The organism is Levilactobacillus enshiensis, assembly GCF_007115095.1.
In the GTDB taxonomy this organism is placed as follows: Bacteria; Bacillota; Bacilli; order Lactobacillales; family Lactobacillaceae; genus Levilactobacillus; species Levilactobacillus enshiensis.
This window is the reverse complement of the sequence record NZ_SULH01000006.1, coordinates 12,650-33,856: the sequence shown is the minus strand read 5'-3', so window position 1 is coordinate 33,856 and position 21,207 is coordinate 12,650. Positions and strand designations below refer to the sequence as shown.

The window sequence follows — 21,207 nt, the reverse complement described above, 5'->3', positions numbered from 1 at the left end:
AATGAGTGCTGGTAAAATTGTTCAAGTTATCGGACCTGTTGTTGACGTTGAATTCCCGCTGAATGATGAATTACCTGATATCAACACTGCCCTTAACATCAAAAAAGATGATGGTAGTGTCCTTGTAACCGAAGTTGCCTTGGAATTAGGTGACGGGGTTATGCGGACCATTGCCATGGACGGTACCGATGGTCTTCGCCGGGGATTGGAAGTAGAAAACACTGGTGCTTCTATTTCTGTTCCTGTTGGTGACGACACACTTGGTCGGGTATTTAACGTTCTCGGGGATCCCATTGACGGCGGTGCCGAATTTGGACCAGACGCAGAACGGATGCCAATTCACCGTGACGCACCTAAGTATGACGAATTAAACCCTACGACTGAAATCCTGGAAACTGGGATCAAGGTTATTGACTTGCTCGAACCTTACGTTCGTGGTGGGAAGATTGGGTTGTTCGGTGGTGCCGGTGTTGGTAAGACCGTTTTAATTCAAGAATTAATTCATAACATTGCTCAAGGCCATAACGGGATTTCCGTCTTCACCGGTGTTGGTGAACGGACTCGTGAAGGTAACGATATGTACTGGGAAATGAAGGGGTCCGGTGTTCTGAAGCAAACGGCCATGGTTTATGGTCAAATGAACGAACCTCCTGGTGCCCGGATGCGGGTTGCCTTGACTGGGTTAACGATTGCGGAATACTTCCGTGATGTTAAGGGTCAAGACGTGCTGTTATTCATTGACAACATTTTCCGGTTCACGCAAGCCGGTTCTGAAGTTTCTGCTCTGTTAGGGCGGATTCCTTCAGCCGTTGGTTACCAACCAACGTTGGCTACTGAAATGGGTCAGTTACAGGAACGGATTACGTCAACGAAGAAGGGGTCAATCACCTCTATCCAAGCCGTTTACGTGCCTGCCGATGACTATACCGACCCTGCTCCTGCCACGACTTTCGCCCATTTGGATGCCACGACTAACTTGGAACGTGCTTTGACGCAACAAGGGATTTACCCAGCCGTGGACCCACTGGCTTCAACGTCAACTGCCTTGGCCCCTGAAATCATCGGTCAAGAACACTACGATGTTGCCACGGAAGTTCAACATGTTTTGCAACGTTACCATGAATTGCAAGATATCATCTCTATCTTAGGGATGGATGAACTGTCCGATGAAGAACAGACGATTGTTAACCGTGCTCGGCGGATTCAATTCTTCCTGTCACAACCATTCTCCGTTGCTTCACAGTTTACGGGTATGGACGGGAAGTACGTTAAGTTGGAAGATACGATCCGGAGTTTCAAGGAAATCCTCGATGGGAAGTATGACGACCTACCAGAAGATGCCTTCCGGAACTGTGGCGCTATCGAAGACGCCGTTGAGAAAGCGAAGAAAATGAACGCTGCCGTTGCCGACAAGTAGGGAGGGATTCTAATTGGCTGATAATCAATCAGTGTTATCTGTTAGTATCGTTACCCCTGATGGTCGCGTCTATGAAGGAGACAGTGATTTGCTGGTTGTCAAGACGACAATTGGTGAATTAGGGATCATGCCGAATCACGTGCCGCTCATCGCTTCACTAGAAGTTGATGAGACGCGGGTAAAATTAGGCGATCACGAAGATGAAATTGCCGTAAACGGCGGTTTCATTGAGTTTTCCGACAACGTGGCAACCATTGTTGCAGACAGTGCGGAACGTCAAGACGATATTGATGTTGACCGGGCGCAGAGTGCTCGTCAACGGGCTGAAGAGACGATCAAGAAGGCACAAGAGTCTCATGATCCAGACACTTTAGCACGGGCTGAAGTTGCTTTGCGACGTGCCATCAACCGGATTAACGTCGCTAATCATTAAATATTGTGTAAACCATTTTTGGTTCGCTTTAAGCGAGCACTTCCATTGCGAAGTGCTCGCTTTTTTGATACCCTGTTGACAGGTTCGTTCAGTCAATGGGGTTAATAAAAATAATTGTAATATTACAAATGCCGTTTTTAAAGGAATCCCAAGGACACACACGAAAAATTATGCTATAGTTAGTGAGAATGTTTAGGAAGGATTGAGGTAATGAAACTCATTGGGTTACAGGCCATATTAACGATCATCAGTCACTTGTCTTTTATCGCGTTAGCATTTTGGGCGATTTCAGCGTTGCACATTGAGCGACTAATGACGTTTTACCCCCGCCAATCGCGCGTCTTGATTGTGATGTTAGCGGTTGCGGTCGGTTTTGCCTGTAGCTCATTCTTTTTGGACTTCATCAATAATGTTCGTAATCTGGGCTATCTATTGTGATTGGCCTATAAAAATCTTTGGAGGTATCCCATGGAAAAAATTGTTGTTCATGGTGGGAACCGCTTATCTGGTGTGGTCCACATTGAAGGGGCCAAGAATGCCGTGTTGCCAATCTTAGCAGCTTCCATTCTGGCTCAAGACGGACTCACTCATTTAGCAAATGTTCCGGTTTTGTCTGATGTTTATACAATGAATAAGGTTCTTCGCTTTCTGAACTTGCGCGTCGATTTTGACGAAGCAAAGCGGGAAGTGACGATTGACGCCACGAAACAAGTTTCCAGTGAAGCGCCGTTTGAATATGTCTCCAAGATGCGGGCTTCAATTGTCGTTATGGGGCCGTTATTGGCTCGCCTTGGCCATGCTCGGGTAGCGTTACCTGGCGGTTGTGCCATTGGTACGCGACCAATTGATTTGCATTTAAAGGGTCTCGAAGCATTGGGTGCGCGGATCGAACAACACGATGGCTACATTGAAGCCTTTGCCGACCGATTACAGGGCAGTCACATCTACTTAGATTTCCCAAGTGTAGGTGCTACACAAAATATTATGATGGCAGCTTGCTTGGCTGAAGGGACAACGGTAATCGATAACGTTGCCCGTGAACCAGAAATCGTTGACTTAGCAAACGTCTTGAACAAGATGGGTGCGCGGGTCCGCGGTGCTGGAACTGAAACGTTGCGGATCGATGGGGTTGAGAAGATGCACGGTGCCGAACACAGTGTCGTTCAAGACCGCATCGAAGCAGGAACGTTTATGGTGGGTGCCGCTTTGACACACGGAAACGTGTTGATTAAGGATGGTATCGTTGAACATAACAAACCTTTAATTTCTAAGCTACAAGAAATGGGTGTTCAAGTGACTGAGGAACCTGCTGGTATCCGGGTAATCGGTCCAGACAAGCTCAAGCCAACGGATGTTAAGACGTTGCCTTATCCGGGCTTCCCAACCGACATGCAGCCACAGATGACGATTTTACAATTGGCTGCTGAGGGGACTAGCACCATGACCGAAACGGTATTTGAAAACCGCTTCATGCATTTGGAAGAGTTACGTCGGATGAACGCCCAATTCCAAATCAATGGTCGGACGGTCGTGATGCATGGCCCAACTGATTTTAATGGTGCTGAAGTCGCTGCAACGGACTTACGAGCCGCAGCTGCCTTAGTCCTCGCAGGATTGGTTGCCGATGGCTATACACAAGTCACGAATCTGAAGTACCTCGACCGCGGTTACTATGATTTCCACAAGAAGTTGACTGCACTGGGTGCCGAAGTTAAACGAATCAATGTTCCTGACGATGACACGGTTGTTCTGAAGAACACGCACGTTAATAATTAAGTAATCATGAGGTGGCAGTGTTTGCCACCTTTTTGTTTCCGTTCAGTGTGATGGGCTGATTTTGAAGCTGAGTGTCGCGTGCTATCGGCAGGGCAGGAGCCATGGGTGGGAGTCAGTTTCCGTGTAGAAAATCAGATCGTTTCAATCGTAAACTGCCGTACTTGAAGCAGGCTGGATGGGTCATATCATATCGTTAATTAAGTCGAATGATATATTATAGTTAACAGCGACTGATATTTTGACCTAACTGGTAGGTTTATATAAGATAAGCCAATACTGGTAGTGGTCAAACTGAGCTGGCGAGCACCTCAAGGCTGGTTTAGTTAAAGAAAGCGATAACAAGGGGCCTTAACCGAACATTCCCCGAGAAATCATTTAGTGTTCGCAAGGATTATGGTATAATGAAATGTTGAAAATTGGCATTAAAAATCAGGAGGACGCATAAGTATGGCGAAAGACATTGGAATTGACCTAGGAACCGCGAATGTTTTAATTTACGTGGTCGGTAAGGGTATTGTATTAAACGAACCGTCCGTTGTGGCAATCGATACCAAGACGGATAAGGTATTAGCGGTGGGCTCAGAAGCTTACCGAATGGTTGGACGGACACCAGGCAACATTCGGGCAATTCGTCCCCTTAAGGACGGGGTCATTTCTGATTTCGATATTACCGAAGCTATGCTCTCCTATTTCATTAACAAACTTAGTGTCAAAGGCTTTTTATCCAAGCCTAACATTATGATCTGTGCACCAACGAACATCACGGAAATTGAACGCAAGGCCATCATTCAGGCCGCCGAAAAGTCTGGTGGCGCCAAGGTTTACTTGGAAGCTGAACCTAAGGTCGCTGCGCTGGGTGCCGGAATGGATATCTTTAAGCCTAGTGGTAACATGGTGATCGACATGGGTGGGGGAACCAGTGACATTGCGATTCTCTCCTTGGGTGATATCGTTGCTAGTCGTTCAATTCGCGTTGCTGGTGACCGGATGAACTCTGAAATCGTCAACTACGTTAAGCGGAACCACAACCTCGTAATTGGGGAACGGACCGCTGAAACCATCAAGATCAAGATTGGGACGGCTTACCCAGAACCTGGGAACAACGACAAGACCATGGATGTTCGTGGCCGGGATTCCGTGAGTGGGATGCCAACTGAAGTGACGATTACCGCCGCTGAAGTCGAAGAAGCCATTCACGATTCCGTTGAGCAGATTGTTTCCGCTGCCATGGCGGTGTTGGAAACGACACCACCGGAATTGGCTGCGGACATCATCGACCGGGGCATTATGTTGACCGGTGGGGGTGCTTTGTTGGATGGTATCGACAAGTTGTTCTCAGAACGCTTGACGGTGCCCGTCATCATTTCCGAAGACCCACTGGATAACGTGGCTAAGGGTGCCGGTGTTCTGTTGGAACACATGGATACGAAGACGGCAAAGGAAAACAACGACTAGTAAGTCATTAAAGGGGGACTGGCGATGCGCCACCTACTAAGCTTCTTGGTCCGCGGGTATCAGCGGTTTATTTCACCACTGTTCCCACCAACCTGTCGGTATTATCCGACCTGTTCAACCTATATGTTGCAGGCCTTAGAGAAGCACGGTGCATTTAAGGGAAGCCTCATGGGCATCGCACGAATCTTACGGTGTCAGCCGTTCGTTCGGGGTGGCGTGGATCCTGTACCGGACCATTTCACCCTGAAACGTAACGTGGCAGCGGAGAAAGAATACCGTGACGCCATGAAATTGGATCAAGAACCCCCCATCAAGTAAAGGAGAGTTGGCATGAGCAAACGAGAAAAATCTGTAGAAGTCACCGTTGACGACCAAAAGTTGCCGGACGGTGGCACGATGTCCGTGTTAAAGATTGGCGACGAGACGATTGGGACGGTTACCCCAATGGACGACCGTTTTGAAGCCCAATTGAATGACGGCGACGTTTACCGAGTTAAGACGGTTGACGAAGGTGTCGAACTCCTGTTGCGGGATTACCACCTGCATCGCGGTTAATAAATTTTAGTAAAGTTGGCCGGAGTGTGACGTTATCGTACACTTCGGCCTTTATACTTACAATGAGCGTGTACAACGCGGCCGGTCTTTTACGCGACAGACTGGACGTCTTGGCGTTTAAATGGGCGTGACCAATGACAAGAAACTGGCCACGGGTCACGCCAGAGCCAAGGGAATAATCTATTTTGAATTAAGGAGCAATCATTGTGGCAAAGAATGCGACGGAACAACGAAGCGAGCCTGATTCCCGAATCGATTGGGGAATTATCTTCTGTGTCCTGATGTTAGCGCTGATTGGGCTAGCATCGATCTACGTGGCGGCGACCCACGATAGTAGTGCCACCAGCATTACATCGGCCGTAGTTTCTCAATTGATGTGGTATGTCATTGGGACGGTCGCCATCGTGATTATTATGCAATTCGATTCAGAGCAACTGTGGAAGGTGGCACCGGTGCTCTACTGGTTAGGAATCTTCCTGTTGGTAGCCGTCTTGGTCCTTTACAGTCGGGCTTACTACCAAAATACCGGAGCCAAAAGTTGGTTTGCCATTGGCTCACTGACCTTTCAACCTTCAGAAGTCATGAAACCCGCCTTCATCTTGATGCTGGCCCGGGTAGTGACGGAACACAACAACGCCAATCCCCTGCACACGGTGCGGACGGATTGGGTATTGATCGGTAAATTGATTTTGTGGACGTTACCGGTGGCGGTCTTATTAAAGCTGCAAAATGACTTCGGGACCATGCTGGTGTTCTTTGCCATCGTGGGTGGGGTCTTACTGGTTTCTGGAATCACCTGGAAGATTATCGCGCCGGCCTTTGGGACGGTGGCGATTGTCGGGGGTGGTGCGCTGACGTTGGTGACCACGGACTTTGGTCGGAAGATTCTGGAGAAGGTCGGTTTTCAAGCCTACCAATTCTCACGTGTCGATAACTGGCTACATCCCTCATCAGATACCTCTAACTCGGGGTACCAACTCTGGCAAAGTATGAAGGCCATTGGCTCCGGTGGTATCTTTGGGACCGGCTTCAACGTGTCTCACGTGTATGTGCCCGTTCGTGAATCTGACATGGTCTTCTCCGTAGTTGGGGAAAACTTTGGGTTCATTGGTGGTTGTATCTTGATTTTCTTGTACTTTCTGTTGATCTACCAAATGATTCGGGTCACGTTCGACACTAAGAACGTGTTCTACGCCTACATCTCGACCGGGGTCATCATGATGATTCTCTTCCACGTGTTCGAAAACATTGGGATGAGTATTGGTCTCTTACCACTAACGGGGATTCCCTTGCCGTTTGTTAGTCAAGGGGGGTCCGCATTGATTGGGAACCTGATAGGGATTGGCTTAATCATGTCAATGAGGTATCATTATAAGAGTTACATGTTTAGTCGTAACGAATCGTTTAAGTAGAAGGAGACTGTTTACACATGAGTGAAATGGTAAAGTATTTCTGGACGAAAGCTGTTAACGACGGTACGCGGATTGGTTTAACGACTGAGGGGCAAGATGAACTTGGGACAATCAAGTTTGCAAAATTGCCAGCAGTTGGCGACGATGTGAAGAAGGGTGAAAACCTGTTGAGCGTTGAAGCTGACAAGGCGGTTTCTGATATTCCTAGCCCTGTTTCCGGTAAGGTTACCGCTGTTAACCCAGCCTTGGCCAACGATTTCGATGCTTTAAACGGTAGCGATGTAGATGCTGCATGGTTCGTTGACGTTCAAGAGGACTAAACGCGAACTGAAGCATGGCGTTATTCCTTACGGGAATGACGCTTTTTTTGTACGACAAAATGGGCCGGGAAGGCGACTTAACCACTGTGTTGCCTATTTTTAGAGCAACTGTTGTTGGAAATGATAATTCTAGGAGATACTTAGGGTTTTCATCAGTGGTCGGGTATAATAAAGGTGGCGGCAGTTGGCGAGAAGTTTTAAGTAGGGTCAATTCATGAGTTGTCAGATGACGGGTTACATATAGTCAAAGGCAGTTGATGGCACGTAATCTGGCCTGAGAAGTGGCGGTGTCCTGTGCTTAGCTTAGAACAACATGACCAGTGCTTCGACGTTTTCGCCCTTAGTTAAATGGCCACAAGTGTCATCAGTTAGGGGCCACCGTTAGACTTACATACAGTTGGCTGGCCATTAAAGCGGTCAGTCAACGACCAGTTTTAAATTTAGGAGAATGGAGTGAGTGACATGGAAGAAAAGAATGTGTTCCATATCAACGGGTACCTGGGCTTAGTCATTGTCTTGGCATTGATCATCGGCGGTGGATTTTTACTTGCGACCGGCACGATGATTGTTTTGGGTGGATTGATTATCGTTGTGGCCGTTTTGGCCGCCAGCAGTCTGACCATTATCAGTCCCAATCAGTCTAAGGTGCTGACGTTCTTTGGCCGTTACATCGGGACCATTCGGGAGGCGGGACTGTATCTAACGGTTCCCCTGACGAATAAGTCGACGGTGTCGTTGCGGGTTCGAAATTTTAATAGCGCTATCCTAAAGGTCAACGACCTCCAAGGAAACCCCGTTGAAATTGCTGCAGTTATCGTCTTCAAGGTAGTTGATACCAGTAAGGCGTTGTTCTCCGTGGAAGACTACGAACAGTTCGTGGAGATTCAAAGCGAATCTGCTATTCGACACGTGGCTTCGGAATATGCCTATGACAACTTTAATGAGGGTAAGGAACTCACGCTGCGGAGTAATCCGACCGATGTCTCCAATCGATTGACTGAGGAATTGCAGGAGCGCTTGAACGTTGCCGGGGTTGAAATTATCGAGACACGGCTGACACACTTGGCTTACGCCACTGAAATTGCCTCAGCGATGTTACAGCGACAACAGTCACAAGCTATCCTGTCGGCACGAAAGATCATCGTTGAAGGGGCCGTTTCTATTACGGAAGGTGCCATCGACCGGTTGGGTGCCGAGACGGATCTGAAATTAACGGATAATCAAAAGTTACAGTTGATCAATAATATGATGGTTTCAATAATCAATGAACGTGGCTCGCAACCGGTGATCAACACGGGGAAAGTCGATTCGTAATCAAATAATGGAGGTTTTTTGATGGATGAGCAGATAGGCGCGGTCATGCAGCAACTCGCGACGTTAAATGAACAGGTCAGAAGTGGTGAGGTCTACCAATCGTTGGGGACGCGGCTAGGGAAAGTGATGGACGGCATTCACCGGCAGCGGCGGACGCCCGTGACGCTCCCCGACGATAATGATGGGGTAAAAGACATTCTAACGGATCTGACCCGGCAACTGGGCGAAAATGTGCCAGTGACTTTGTCGCGGGAAAAAATGGGCGTTTTGATCGACCACTTATCCTCAACCGACCCCCAGATTCGTTACAACGGCATTAACTTTGCGGTGTACGATGCCTTACAGCAAGACGCATTTGATTCCGCACAGATGAAGTATCTGTTCGAACGCCTGACGCAACAACAGGACCTATTTTATCATATCCTCGAACCCGCTAATGCGGCCGTCTTTGGCCGCTCTGCTCGGTTGGCATTACTTGCGGTATTGCTGCACTTCATGGATCCCAGCGAAGCGCGGGGGATGGATCTGCGGCAGATCGTCCTCCTGACGGCAACCTATATTTGCTTGGAGACGGACACCCGCGGGTTCGTGAATCATCAGGGTTGGGCGCATGCCTACACGGCCATTACGGACTTGCTCGCGGTCTTAGCGGGCAACAGCACGTTGCCCCGTGCCGACAAGCTGTTCTTACTCGTCACCTTGATGGAACGCCTGAAGCGCTTGACGACACCGCTGATCTATGGGGAAAATGACCGAATGGCAACGTATCTCGTCGAATTGGCTAATCGGCATCCACTATACGAAACGACCTTCTTACTGACCCTCAAACAGTGGCGGCAACAGGTCGCTTATAAGCGGCGGCCAGATACCATCGCTGGCTGGAACCAGTTCTTCAACCGCAAACGGTTAGTGGATGCACTGCGCTTGCATCAAGATCTGCCGGTCAAGCTCCGCGAATATTTGAACTCAACTATCGATTTTTTAGGCTGATTTTATTCTCAATTTTTAGGAGAAATGGTATACTGAAGGCTAACCGAAATATATACGATAGGATGAGTGACAACATGGAAACGAAAAGCAAGTTACACGTAGGTCTATTATTCGGTGGTAATTCCTCGGAGCATGATGTGTCTAAGCGTTCTGCCCACAACATCTACGATGCAATGGATAAAGCCAACTACGATGTTAGTCTATTTTTACTGACGCGGGATGGTTTTGTACTGAGTGATGCCGCTTCACGGCGTGTCTTCGATGGTGAAGACGAGGCCGCTGTGGCGACTGAGGAAAAGACCCAGGTAGACCCTTCCAACCCATTGGCACCCATTTGGAATTTATCCCAGGCAAAGGACATCGATGTTTTCTTCCCAATTATCCATGGTAATTTGGGTGAAGACGGTACGATCCAAGGGCTTTTTCGCTTACTGAAAAAGCCTTATGTGGGGAGTGGCGTCTTGGCATCGGCTGTGTCCTTTGATAAGGATATGACGAAGCAGGTTTTGACGGCTCATGGTATTCGCAACACGAAATACGTGGTGTTAACGCCGGATAACCGCGACGCATTTGATTACGCCACGGTCCAAGCTAAATTAGGCGACAACGTCTTCATCAAGCCCGCGAACCAAGGGTCTTCGGTTGGGATTCACAAAGCAGGCAATGCCCAAGAGTACAACGATGGCATTGCTGACGCTTTCCGGTACGATTACAAAGTACTGGTTGAACAAACGATCGACGGTCCCGAGGAAGTCGAAATTTCCATTTTGGGTAATGAACATCCCGAAGCCTCTAAATTGGGTGCGATTCGGGTACCGAAGTCAGATGTCTTCTACGATTACAACAACAAGTTCGTCGATGCTAGCGGCGTGACCTTTGAAGTTCCCGTCGAATTACCAGAAGACTTAACGCAAGAGATTACACAAATGGGTCTTCAAACCTATGCGGCGTTAGGCCTCAAAGGGATGGCCCGTATCGATTATCTGGTCTCCAAGGATGGCGTACCGTACGTGGGTGAGGTCAACACCTTGCCTGGGTTCACCAACATCAGCTTGTATCCACAACTGTGGCAAGCAACGGGGATTAGCTACGCCGACCTGATCGACCGCTTGATCCAACTCGCTTTGGATGAATTCAAGGTGCAAGATCAACTGGCTTACGATTTTATCCCACTGAGTGATAACTCGGCGGCCTCAACGTACAAGCCAAAGAACTAAAAGTAACGATAAGTCGGCTGGGAGCGGAAACGTTCCGGTCGGCTTTTTTTGATGGGAGGGAGTTTATGCGTGAGCAATGGCATCAACTACGACAGAGTTGGCGACGGGGTCTCACCTCGCCGGGCTTGTTGCGGGGATGGGGACTGCTGATTCTGGAATTTAGTGGCTTACGATTGCTGGCAACCCGGCCAGGCTGGTCGGTAGCACTCGTCTTGGTGCTGGGTGCAACGCTGGTAACCAGTGCTGGGCAATTGACCCAGTTGGCATTGACGCTGGCTAATGTGCCCGTTAGCGACCGCCGTGCTAGTTACCGACTAGTTGTCCAGCACTGGTTCACGTGGTGCGGCGTACTGATTGCCGTGGCTATTTTAACGGTGCCATGGGGGTTGTGGGGATTAGGCAGTCGTTTCTTAGTGCGCCTTCCTGTCCCAGCCAGTTGGGTCAATTTTGTTGGCCTCAATCGACGGCCAGTCTTAATGGTGGCGGCGGTCGTTTATTTTGTGATTGCTGGTGTGGTCCTTTTACGGGGGCCCCATTACTTTCGGCGACTCACGCCGCAATTAACGCATCCTGGGTCCATTGGGCAAATGGTCACGGGTCTATTACTGGGTGGTGGACTGACCTTGCTGTGGTTGGCCGTTAGTGAGCTGCTAGTGGGGGTCAACGTCTGGGCAGGGCATGCGCTTCAGTTTGGTCGTGGTGTCCTTGCTGGCGCGTCTTTGTGGCTGATTTTAATGGGCTTTACGTTGGTAGCCATCTTAACGGTGATTACGACTATTTGGAGCTGGACGGGACAACAGCGCCAACGGTCCAGCTACTACCACCGACCGCTTTGGCGATTGGTGGCCGTGGCCGGAATTATCGGGGTGGCGGTTGTCGGACAGACGATGACGCAAACGCCACGGTTTACGACCACCACGCTGATCAGCCATCGGGGCGTTGATCACCATCAGGCGGTCCAAAATTCGGTCACTGCGCTGCGGTTGATTCACCGCCAGCAGCCAACCTATGTCGAGATGGATTTGCATGAGACCAAAGACCATCAGTGGGTGGTCTTGCACGATGAGAATCTAGAGGTACTCGCTCAAAAGCGAGTCACACCGCACCAATTGACGTTGCGCCAACTCCAAGGGTTAACGTTACGGGAAGATGGTCATCGAGCAAAATTGGCGGGGTGGCCAGCTTATTTACGGACGGCCGAACGGTTGCGTCAGCGCTTGCTGGTCGAGATAAAAACAACGCCGCAAGATTCGCGGGGGATGACCCGTCGATTTGCCCAGCAGTATGGGGCCCGGTTAGCTCGTGACCAGTCAGCCGTTCATTCGCTGGATTACCGGGTTGTCCGGCAACTGCGGATAGCGGCCCCCCAGTTACGAGTGGGGTACATCACCCCGTTTAACTGGGTAGCCCCCAATGTGGTTCCGGCCGATTTTTATTCCTTTCAACGGATTTCGATGAGTCAGCAATTCTTAGCGGCAGCCCACCGTACAGGAGCACCAGCCTATGTGTGGACACCAGATTCGCAAGCAGCAATGACGCGGACGTGGGCGTTAGGGGCGGATGGCCAAATTACCAATGAGTTAACGCGATTGCGAGCGGTGACGCACCAAGATCCGGCAGCCAATTGGTGGGCGGTCATTCAAAACTTTATTCTGAGTTACATTTAGGAAGCGAGAGTGGGACATCAGACGGTTAGTTTGCGAGCATTAACGTGAGAACAGGGGTTATGCCTGGTCCTGGCATAAGTTCTGTTCGCGGGTTAAGCGCAACAAACTGCCTGATGGCGCACGTTTCGACACGATAATGGCAAAAAGACTGATCTTTGAGTTATGATGTCCCAGCCGCGTTTGGGTTAGAAGCGAATCGTTTGAGAATTGACATCATGATTAAATGAATTAATAACGAATATTATTTTGTATTAATAAATTTATATACGGTAAGAAAACGTTGATATAAATTTATTTATTTTAAAATGATAAAATGGTATAGACAGATTAGAGTTCCTTCATAAACTGGTTTATTGCTTGTAATTCCCTATAAATCGCTTATTATAATAATTAATGATGAATCAGCCGAACGGTTATCATCATCATCAGGGAAAAATCATCGGTGAATCGCATGACGGGTCGGGGAACGGTCACTGGTGGTCGCTTAGACAAATGTTCGGTTTTTATCATAAATTGGTAAGTTGCCCAGCATCACGATTCGTGAGGGAGAGATGAGATGCGTTTACTAGGGAATAAGATCAAACAATACCGTAAGCAAAAGAATTTATCGCAACAGGAGCTCGCCGAAGGAATCTGTACGCAAGCGACTGTGAGTCTGATGGAGAAGAAAAATAAGGTGCCCAGCATCAAAATTATTTTACAGATCTGTCGGCGATTGAACGTGTCACTGGGGGATATTCTATCTGGTCTCGGGAGTAGCATGGATGATCAGTTTGAAGCCATTTCTCAGTCAATTCGGCGCGACGATTACACGACTGCGGGCGAGCTGCTGACTAAGGTCAATATGACCAACGTCCAGAATTCATTTGACCGGGAACGGTATCATTATTATCGCGGCTTTATTGAGTTGAACACGCACAAGCGGCCGGATGAAGCTATTTTCCATTTTAATTTATTATTGCACCGGTCTTACCGGATGCCCTGGGATCTGTACGCCATCGTTGGTAATGTGGGGATGGCGTCGGCCTACCTGTCACGTAAGGAGTTCGATAAGGCCCACTACTATTTGAATGAGGCAGCGGGGTACTTGGATGACTTCGAGTGGCATGATGAAGCTAACTTTAAACGGTTAGTCTGGGCACGGTACCAGATTGCCTTGATGTACTTGGAATTAGACCAACCACAACTCGTGATTGAAAATGTCGAAGCGGCGCTGACTGCCGTGAAGAAGCAAGCTTCGCTTTACCTGATCGATGTGTTATATGAGGTTCGGGGCCAAGCTGAACAAGCATTGTTAGCGACGGTTGCGGCCAAACGGAGTCTGACGATTGCTAAAACGTTAGCGTTAGTCACGCACAATGTGGCCCTCCAGGAACGTTTGACGACGTCTCCGCTAGGCGCAGTGGCTGATTAAAGTTGAATAAATAAGGAAACCAGCCGAATTAACTTGTTTTGGCTGGTTTTAATTTACAAAATAAAAAACACCGCCACCTAAAATTCGGTAGCGGTGTTACTGTTTCAAAATAACTTAGCCTTCTGGTTTGGTAACCTTGGCTGGTTGGTTGTTCAGATCAGTCCGAACAACGATAACGTCGCAGACAGCAGTCCGGGTGACGTATTCCGTTACGGAACCGATTAAGAGCCGTTCAACGGCATTCAGTCCAGTAGCGCCGATCATAATCAAATCGGTGTCATTATCCCGGGGAACGTCGCGAGCAATAATGGTCTTCGGCGCCCCGTATTCAATCGCGTAGTCAATGCTTTGCAGGCCATCAGCCTTTGCATCGGCAACGTACTTGTCGAGTGTCTTCTTTGCCGTTTCCGTAACTTGTTCAACCATGCTGGTATCGAAGCTGGAAATGTTTTGGAAAGCCCGCGTATCAACAACGTGAACGAGATGTAAATCAGCATCGTTACGTTTAGCCACAGCGACCGCCTTCTTAAAAGCTAATTCGGCTTCGTAGGACCCGTCAACTGGAACTAAAATGTGCTTGTATTGTTGTAACATATTGTTCACCTCTCATTACTTTATACTCTTATCATACGTTATTTACCGCCAAATAAAAAGCAAAATGGTAAAAAAGGTCGCAAAAGTTGTAACCGGTTACCCCTTAGGGAACCAGTGCAACAAGATGAGTTGCAGGGCCATGACGGCGATGACACCGACCACTAAAACGGCAGCCAGAAAGATTGTATTATTCATAATGGTAGCGGCGGCGGAGAAGATACCGATGACCATCATGACAATACCGCCAACGGCTAAGACCCGTTGCAACTCACGACTCTCTTCGGGATGGAAAACGAGAAAGGGGCGTTGCCGGTGACTAAAAAAGTACCAGCCAAGCCCAAAGGAAATCAGGGTGTAGCAAATCATTAAAATCGTTATAGCCAAGAGAAGATTCCTCCTTAAATTATCTATTGCTAAGTATACCTGAGTCCAAGGGTAAAAACAGTAAGCGGATGAAATTAGTGTGGGGGAAGTGCTCTGTTTTGCTGCTGAAAGTCGTGGTCAAAGCGAGCGAGAAGACTGGTATTTTTCCAGTCTGAAGCATTCTCACAGCAGGTGGTCGCCCTGACAACCATCCTGCGCCCAACTTAGCCTAATTTAATGGTGTGAATGCTTATCAATTACTGGGCTGAGACGGGTATTTTAACTTTCAACGTTTAGTTTAGATAGGTTGAGATGACGACATCAACGATGACCATTCAGGATATCGGCATTTTAGAAGCCCTTTTACCCATTAATCTTTTTAAGCGATGCCCAAAAAAGATTAATGGGCAAAAGAAAAAGGCCATTCAATGGAATGGCCTTCAAAGCACGAGGCTTTGACTGATCTAAGTGGTGCCGTTAATTGTCCAGTCATGTTGACCCGCGATGACAATGCAGGGGGGAGCGTCTGATAAAGTTTTTGACTTCCAAGTGAAAAGGCATGTCAGCTGCGATATCGTTAGGCGTTCCCGTTTAAGAATTACTTGTTCGGCAACTTGTAGTGAGACAACGCGTACACCTTAGAACCACTTGTATATTATCATATAAATAATAAAAATACAATTTTTCCATTACCGGTTAGCCTGTCGTAGTCGGCGGTACTGTTCAGCCAGTTGCGTTTCGAAGCGGCCATTAGTTTTCGGCTGATAATATTCGACCCGTTTAAGGTCATCGGGCAAGTATTGTTGCTTGACCCAGTCGCCAGGGAAGTCATGGGGGTATTGGTAATCGTTGCCATGACCGAGCTTTTTGGCGCCACTATAGTGCGCATCCTTTAAACGGTCGGGCACGGCGCCGTTGTGACCGTTCATGACATCGGCTAGAGCAGCGTCCATTGCTAGAATACCGGAGTTGGATTTTGGTGACAAGCACAGTTCGATGACGGCATCAGCCAATGGAATTCGGCCCTCAGGAAAGCCAAGTTGCTGCGCGGCCTGAACGGCTTGGACCGTCCGACCAGCAGCTGGTAAATTAGCCATACCCACATCCTCATAGGCAATCACCATTAGGCGCCGGCAGATGGAAGGGAGGTCACCGGCTGCAACCAACTGGGCTAGGTAGTGGAGAGCGGCATCGGTATCACTGCCCCGAATGGACTTTTGAAAAGCAGAAATGACATCGTAATGGGCATCACCGTCCTTATCGCCCATCAAGGCCTTGCGTTGGAAACAGGCTTCGGCGACCGCAAGTGTGACGTGAATCACACCATCTTCGGCGGGGGGCGTCGATTGGGCAGCCAATTCCAAACCGTTCAGGGCACTCCGCAGATCACCGTTGGTGGCGCCGGCCATAAACCCAAGCGCATCATCGTCGACGGTCAACTTCAGCTTACCAAGGCCCCGTTCTTCATCCGTCATAGCACGCTGCAGGGCTGTCTTAATGTCAGCTAATGAAAGCGGGTGGACCTCAAAAATTTGGGTACGACTCCGAATGGCGGGGTTAATGTTGATATAGGGATTTTCAGTGGTTGCACCGATCAAGACGATGCGGCCGCTCTCCAAATGAGGCAATAGAAAGTCTTGTTTGGTCTTGTCCAAACGGTGGATTTCATCAAGCAAGAGAATAACGGTGCCGCTCATCTTAGCCTCTTCGGCGACCACCTGAAGGTCCTTTTTGGTATCGGTGGCGGCGTTTAATTTGCGAAAGGCATACTTGGTAGAGCCGGCGATGGCACTGGCGATGCTGGTTTTACCCGTGCCCGGTGGCCCGTAAAGAATCATCGACGACAGTAATTTAGCAGCCACCATACGGGCAATGATTTTTCCGGGACCAACGAGATCTTGTTGCCCAACGACCTCTTCTAAGCGCCGGGGTCGCATGCGGTAGGCTAATGGATGTTGTGCCAAAAAACGGGACTCCTTTCTTAGTGTCCCAGCAACTTGTCGAGCCACCCCTTTTTCGCGGGTTGTTCGGCTGGTGCCGGTGACTTAGGTGGATACTTTTTACTTAGTGCAATGGGACTCTGGTCGATAGCGTGATCACTAGCCACGACTAAGCCAAGATCACTATCATTGACACCATAGATGATGTCTTGACGAATCGTAAATTTTAGATTGTGCTGACTTGCCAACTTGAGGTACGGTGCGAGGTCAGCCTGGTCAACGTGGCCGTTTAGAATGACTTGATAGTCTGGATGCGCGCTGATCTCCGTGATAAACGGATCCAGGTTGTCACGATTCGTGACCTCAGCGATGGTCATTGCTAGTGAGACCCGTTCACGAAACGTGCCCAAGTAATGGCGTTGCTCGTCGGGATTGATCTTCGGTGTACCGTAGACGGAATTTTGCAAGTGTTGTTCCATTTGACTCTTCTCTGCCATAGGATTCCCTCTTTTCAAGTTAGTTTCACTAGTATAACATGGAATTGAACAGACGTTTAGGAAGGGGGCTTTGGATGTATCAGGACCAAGATTTTCACGTGTGGGATGACCAAACATTACCGGGAAGACTGGGAAAGATTCGGGCACACATCGACCCTAAGTTTGAACAAACGGTTACAGAACTGGCACCGGTTTTTGCGGAACTTGCGGTGCCAATCTACGATCATATCTCGCTTCATCGGCGCCGGTCGAAAAATCCACCGCCGGATACCTGGGTTGCGTTTAGCACGTCCAAGCGGGGGTATAAGATGTTACCACACATCGAAGTGGGGTTCTGGGATGACCGGTTCTTTATCTGGCTGGCCGTCTTACAGGAAGCCAAGAATCGGCAAGCTTTGTTGCGTAGTTTGAAGGAAGATACGGTCATGCGGTTACCAGCCGGGTTTGCGTGTGGTGGCGACCACACGGATAAGAACTGTGGTGTGCCATTGACCCGTGATAGCTATCAGGCGTTAATGGCAACGCAGACGAACCGCCACGCCGAATGGCAAGTGGGACGTAACTTCATGCGGGGCAGCAACTTTTTTGAGCTGTCGGCGGTCGCACAGACGCAAGTGATTCAAGAGACGGTGCGCGCCCTCTTGCCACTGTATGATCAATTGATTCGCATTTAGATTTGATTCGGAAATCTGGAAGTTAGTTTCCAGATTTTTCTGTGTCCCCGTGATTGATTGCAATCGGCAGGGGGACATCTGTAGGCTGAAACGTAACTGGGGTCGAAGGGGGATTTTTAGTGATTGAGATATTGAAACGGTGGTGGCAAAATCCGCTGACTACGTATTACTTGGCGTTGGTACTGCTGATCATCATTGCGTGGGAAGTGCGCGATTTCCTGTCGTTGGCACTCTTTACGATTATTTTTATCTACTTAGGGAATGCGGCGATTATGGGGATTGAACGCCACGTCCACTTGCATCATTTATGGTCAACATTGCTGGTCTACATTCTATTTCTAGGAATTTTGGTGGCGGCATTTGGCCAGATCATTCCGCCGTTGGTGTCGGAGGCGTCCAGCTTGCCGCACACATTAGATGCACTGATCAAGGCCTATCCGCAGTTGGAGACGTCCGTCACTAAGCTGGTGAAAAATTTGTCGCAAAATGCGTCGGTCATCAACAATGGGAAGATGTTATTTTCTAGTGGTATCGGTAAACTTTCCCGTCTCAGTTCAGGAGTGGAGACGGTGGTCTTAGCCTTCTTCTTTAGCTTTATTTTTAATCTGACCAAAAATCAGTTAAAAACATTTGCCCATGCCTTTACACGGAGCCGGTTTGCGGGCCTGTTTGTGCCGATGGGGGAGCTGATATTGAAGTTTGTGCACATCTTCGGAACGGTTATCGAGACGCAATTGGTGATTTGTACGATCAATACGGTGCTGATGGTCTTAGGTCTGTGGGTAATCGGAATGCCAAGCTTACTGATTTTAGGAATTCTGGTCTTCTTCCTCGGCCTGATTCCGGTGGCGGGGGTGTTGATTTCACTGATTCCCCTCACTGCCGTGGCCTTTATCACGGGTGGCTTGATTCGGGTCCTGGCGGTATTGGTGCTGGTGATCTTGATCCACATGTTCGAATCGTACTTTCTGCACCCACGGTTAATGGCGAATGCCACGAACCTGCCGATTTTCGTAACCTTTATAACATTGATCGTTAGTGAGCGCATCTTTGGTGCCTGGGGGTTGCTGGTAGGTGTACCACTAGTGGCGTTCTTCTTGGATGTCTTTGACGTGCAGCTGAAGCCGAAGCGAATTACATCGGAAGAGTTGGCAGATAAGAAATAAAAAAGCTTAGTATCCCTGAAGTGCCTCACAATCGTTAGACTTCTTTGTCTAACAATTATGAGGCACTTCACCAAATAAATCGGGGATGCTAAGCTTTTTTGGTGCAACTAATGGATGAGTAGTTTGGCGATGATAAAAATAATCAGCAGTCCAGCGTAGTAGGCCAACGTCTTGTTGGTAACTTTAGGCGTCTTGCTGTGCCGATCGCGTAGCCACAGAACAAAAACAATGAGTAGGGCAATCACGGCTAGACCGAGTAGTATGTTTAAAATGGCTGACACACTCATGACAATGTTTAGAACGGGCATAGTGAGACCTCCAATATGTAGTTCTGCCGACAATTACGTTGGCGACAGATTTTAAGCTTGATAATGATTGATGCTATAAGCCTATCACAGATTGATGATTTTAGAAAAGGGTACCAATGATTTGAATGCCGAATGCTAAATCGAACTGTGGCAATTTGCTGTATAAAAAAAGCCTTACCAATAGGCAAGACTTTTTTAAACCAATTAAGACGTTAATCTTAACGGTTGTAATAACAAAATGCATCTTTGAACAGCACCTAAAGCACTGGTATCAAGGCATTTCGAATTTTCCCAAACCCAACTTACCACAGGACTTACCACAACCCCACATTCACCTATTCGTTAACTATTTTAGCAAATATTTTTGCATTGTTCGCGTCATTGTCTTTTACGGCATGAGCGTAAATTGACAGAGTAATTGCAGGGTCGGAATGACCTAGACGATTTGCAACGTCTACTGGAGAAACACCGGCTGAAATTAGCAGAGTTGCGTGAGTATGGCGTAAACTATGGATGACGTATCGTCCTTCCTGAATACCTGCGCTTTTGATAATTTCCTTGAAGTAGTTATGCGCAGATACCGGAGTAAAATTGAATACCAATTTGTCGTCATCATACGATTGTCCGCTGCGAAGGTAATCGTATTTTTCTTGCACAGAGAATCTATGCAGGAGACCGACCAGAGACTCATCGATTGAGATGGTTCGAACCGACGATGGAGTCTTTGTCGGTCCAATTCCAAATCGACCACGAGCACGCTTGATAGATATGGTCTTCTTTTTAAAGTCAATGTCTGACCACTCTAAGCCAAGTCCTTCGCCGAGACGCATACCAGTCATTTCTAGCGTAGTGAAGTAGGCTTCCTTCTGAAGGGTTTCCTTCTTCAGCTGACCATTAAATCTCTTGAGATCATCAATGCTAAAAGGCAGTCGACGAGGGGACTTCTTGAAGTGCTGTCCCTTGAGTTTGTTTCTAGGGATAATCTCGTTCTCGACAGCCGCGTTCATGATGATCATAAAATATCGATGATTCATTCGGACCGATGACGGCTTAAGATGTTCAAGCTGAGGCTGAAGGTACAAGTAGCTATACTCCATTTTCGTCAACTTATTCAATTGGTATTTGCCAAGTAGTGGAAGAATATAGTTTTCGACACAAGTGTCTATATTCTTCTTATAGTTTGGCCGCCATTTGCTCTCATTCATCTTGACGAACTTTTTTGTCCACTGTTCGACGGTGACGGTTGAGCCTACGAGACGTGACGCTTGACCGTTGGCAGCTAATACCTCGGCATTAAGTGCGGCTTTGTAGGCTTCCTGCTCGCTCTTAAACTTACGTTCAGCTTTTTCACGACGTTTGCCTAACTCATCATAGTAAGGCATACGGAACATGTAGCGAATGCCTTGCTGTGTTTCATATGAGTAGACGTTTTTGTAGTTTTTTGATTTTGTTATTTTAGTCATATTTCTTCCTCCTCAAATTGCACGGGCAGTGCTGAATTAGAAGAAGTATTGAAGCCTCACCTCCTTTAGGTTAGAATTAATGAAAAGGGTGCATTTATGTATTCTTAAAACAGCTCACAGTTTAGCTGTAAGCTTATATGTATTTATGTGTGTGCATCCCATTATCTTGGCGGGTAGGGGGATGCGCTTTTGATTTAGCAGTTTGCTTTCATGAAATCGAACTGCTAGGTAT

The 21,207-nt window shown here is 48.1% G+C and carries 22 protein-coding genes; 16 read left to right on the top strand and 6 right to left on the bottom strand.

Translation table 11 applies throughout. From position 1 onward, the window contains the following. Position 1 precedes the first annotated feature (1 nt). The 14 genes from atpD (at position 2) to FAY32_RS07340 (ending at position 13,970) form a co-directional block, all read left to right on the top strand. Positions 2-1,417 carry a F0F1 ATP synthase subunit beta gene (atpD, locus tag FAY32_RS07405; RefSeq protein WP_143462816.1) on the top strand — a complete coding sequence of 472 codons (1,416 nt, stop codon included), beginning with the start codon at positions 2-4 and terminating at the stop codon, positions 1,415-1,417. Between the two features lie 13 nt (positions 1,418-1,430). After that, positions 1,431-1,850 carry a F0F1 ATP synthase subunit epsilon gene (locus FAY32_RS07400; RefSeq protein WP_048732181.1) on the top strand — a complete coding sequence of 140 codons (420 nt, stop codon included), beginning with the start codon at positions 1,431-1,433 and terminating at the stop codon, positions 1,848-1,850. Between the two features lie 210 nt (positions 1,851-2,060). Then, entirely contained in the window at positions 2,061-2,288 is a 228-nt protein-coding gene (locus FAY32_RS07395; protein WP_048732179.1) for a DUF1146 family protein, read from the top strand. Between the two features lie 30 nt (positions 2,289-2,318). Beyond that, positions 2,319-3,626 (top strand): UDP-N-acetylglucosamine 1-carboxyvinyltransferase, encoded by a 1,308-nt coding sequence (gene murA / locus FAY32_RS07390; protein ID WP_143462815.1) that lies wholly within the window; start codon positions 2,319-2,321, stop codon positions 3,624-3,626. A 447-nt stretch (positions 3,627-4,073) separates the two neighbouring features. After that, a complete protein-coding gene (gene mreB, locus FAY32_RS07385) occupies positions 4,074-5,081 on the top strand; it encodes a rod shape-determining protein (protein WP_143462814.1) in 1,008 nt (335 codons plus the stop codon). A 24-nt stretch (positions 5,082-5,105) separates the two neighbouring features. Next, positions 5,106-5,399, top strand: coding sequence for a membrane protein insertion efficiency factor YidD (gene yidD / locus FAY32_RS07380; protein WP_143462813.1), 294 nt, complete (start codon positions 5,106-5,108; stop codon positions 5,397-5,399). Between the two features lie 12 nt (positions 5,400-5,411). Continuing rightward, positions 5,412-5,636, top strand: a complete 225-nt coding sequence (locus tag FAY32_RS07375) for a DUF2969 domain-containing protein (protein WP_048732168.1) — start codon at positions 5,412-5,414, stop codon at positions 5,634-5,636. 206 nt (positions 5,637-5,842) lie between these two features. Continuing rightward, a complete protein-coding gene (locus FAY32_RS07370) occupies positions 5,843-7,048 on the top strand; it encodes an FtsW/RodA/SpoVE family cell cycle protein (RefSeq protein WP_143462812.1) in 1,206 nt (401 codons plus the stop codon). 17 nt (positions 7,049-7,065) lie between these two features. Next, positions 7,066-7,368 (top strand): glycine cleavage system protein H, encoded by a 303-nt coding sequence (locus FAY32_RS07365; RefSeq protein ID WP_143462811.1) that lies wholly within the window; start codon positions 7,066-7,068, stop codon positions 7,366-7,368. Between the two features lie 462 nt (positions 7,369-7,830). Beyond that, complete coding sequence (locus FAY32_RS07360) at positions 7,831-8,682, top strand: SPFH domain-containing protein (protein WP_143462810.1); 852 nt, start codon at positions 7,831-7,833, stop codon at positions 8,680-8,682. Positions 8,683-8,703: 21 nt separating this feature from the next. Continuing rightward, a complete protein-coding gene (locus FAY32_RS07355) occupies positions 8,704-9,672 on the top strand; it encodes a DUF2785 domain-containing protein (RefSeq protein ID WP_143462809.1) in 969 nt (322 codons plus the stop codon). A gap of 74 nt (positions 9,673-9,746) precedes the next feature. Next, on the top strand, positions 9,747-10,889 hold the full coding sequence (locus FAY32_RS07350) for a D-alanine--D-alanine ligase family protein (RefSeq protein WP_143462808.1): 1,143 nt from the start codon (positions 9,747-9,749) through the stop codon (positions 10,887-10,889). Between the two features lie 65 nt (positions 10,890-10,954). Then, complete coding sequence (locus FAY32_RS07345) at positions 10,955-12,556, top strand: glycerophosphodiester phosphodiesterase (protein ID WP_143462807.1); 1,602 nt, start codon at positions 10,955-10,957, stop codon at positions 12,554-12,556. Between the two features lie 556 nt (positions 12,557-13,112). Beyond that, positions 13,113-13,970 carry a helix-turn-helix transcriptional regulator gene (locus FAY32_RS07340; protein WP_143462806.1) on the top strand — a complete coding sequence of 286 codons (858 nt, stop codon included), beginning with the start codon at positions 13,113-13,115 and terminating at the stop codon, positions 13,968-13,970. Between the two features lie 114 nt (positions 13,971-14,084). Here FAY32_RS07340 and FAY32_RS07335 read toward each other — a convergent pair whose 3' ends face one another. From FAY32_RS07335 to FAY32_RS07320, 4 genes are all read right to left on the bottom strand, one after another. Continuing rightward, positions 14,085-14,564: a universal stress protein gene (locus FAY32_RS07335; protein WP_048732154.1), complete on the bottom strand. Its 480-nt coding sequence runs from the start codon at positions 14,562-14,564 to the stop codon at positions 14,085-14,087. 96 nt (positions 14,565-14,660) lie between these two features. Further along, positions 14,661-14,948, bottom strand: coding sequence for a hypothetical protein (locus FAY32_RS07330; RefSeq protein WP_143462805.1), 288 nt, complete (start codon positions 14,946-14,948; stop codon positions 14,661-14,663). A 668-nt stretch (positions 14,949-15,616) separates the two neighbouring features. Continuing rightward, a complete protein-coding gene (locus FAY32_RS07325; protein WP_143462960.1) occupies positions 15,617-16,864 on the bottom strand; it encodes a replication-associated recombination protein A in 1,248 nt (415 codons plus the stop codon). Between the two features lie 44 nt (positions 16,865-16,908). Beyond that, positions 16,909-17,364 carry a YueI family protein gene (locus FAY32_RS07320; protein ID WP_143462804.1) on the bottom strand — a complete coding sequence of 152 codons (456 nt, stop codon included), beginning with the start codon at positions 17,362-17,364 and terminating at the stop codon, positions 16,909-16,911. A gap of 74 nt (positions 17,365-17,438) precedes the next feature. Here FAY32_RS07320 and FAY32_RS07315 point away from each other — a divergent pair, with 74 nt between their 5' ends. Together FAY32_RS07315 and FAY32_RS07310 are read left to right on the top strand one after the other, a co-directional pair. After that, positions 17,439-18,038, top strand: a complete 600-nt coding sequence (locus FAY32_RS07315; protein WP_143462803.1) for a DUF1054 family protein — start codon at positions 17,439-17,441, stop codon at positions 18,036-18,038. A gap of 119 nt (positions 18,039-18,157) precedes the next feature. Next, complete coding sequence (locus FAY32_RS07310) at positions 18,158-19,204, top strand: AI-2E family transporter (RefSeq protein ID WP_143462802.1); 1,047 nt, start codon at positions 18,158-18,160, stop codon at positions 19,202-19,204. Positions 19,205-19,311: 107 nt separating this feature from the next. Here the strand turns inward: FAY32_RS07310 and FAY32_RS07305 are convergent, their stop codons facing one another. Both FAY32_RS07305 and FAY32_RS07300 read right to left on the bottom strand, forming a co-directional pair. Then, positions 19,312-19,512, bottom strand: a complete 201-nt coding sequence (locus FAY32_RS07305) for a hypothetical protein (RefSeq protein WP_143462801.1) — start codon at positions 19,510-19,512, stop codon at positions 19,312-19,314. A 335-nt stretch (positions 19,513-19,847) separates the two neighbouring features. Continuing rightward, complete coding sequence (locus tag FAY32_RS07300; protein WP_143462800.1) at positions 19,848-20,975, bottom strand: site-specific integrase; 1,128 nt, start codon at positions 20,973-20,975, stop codon at positions 19,848-19,850. Positions 20,976-21,207: the final 232 nt, after the last annotated feature.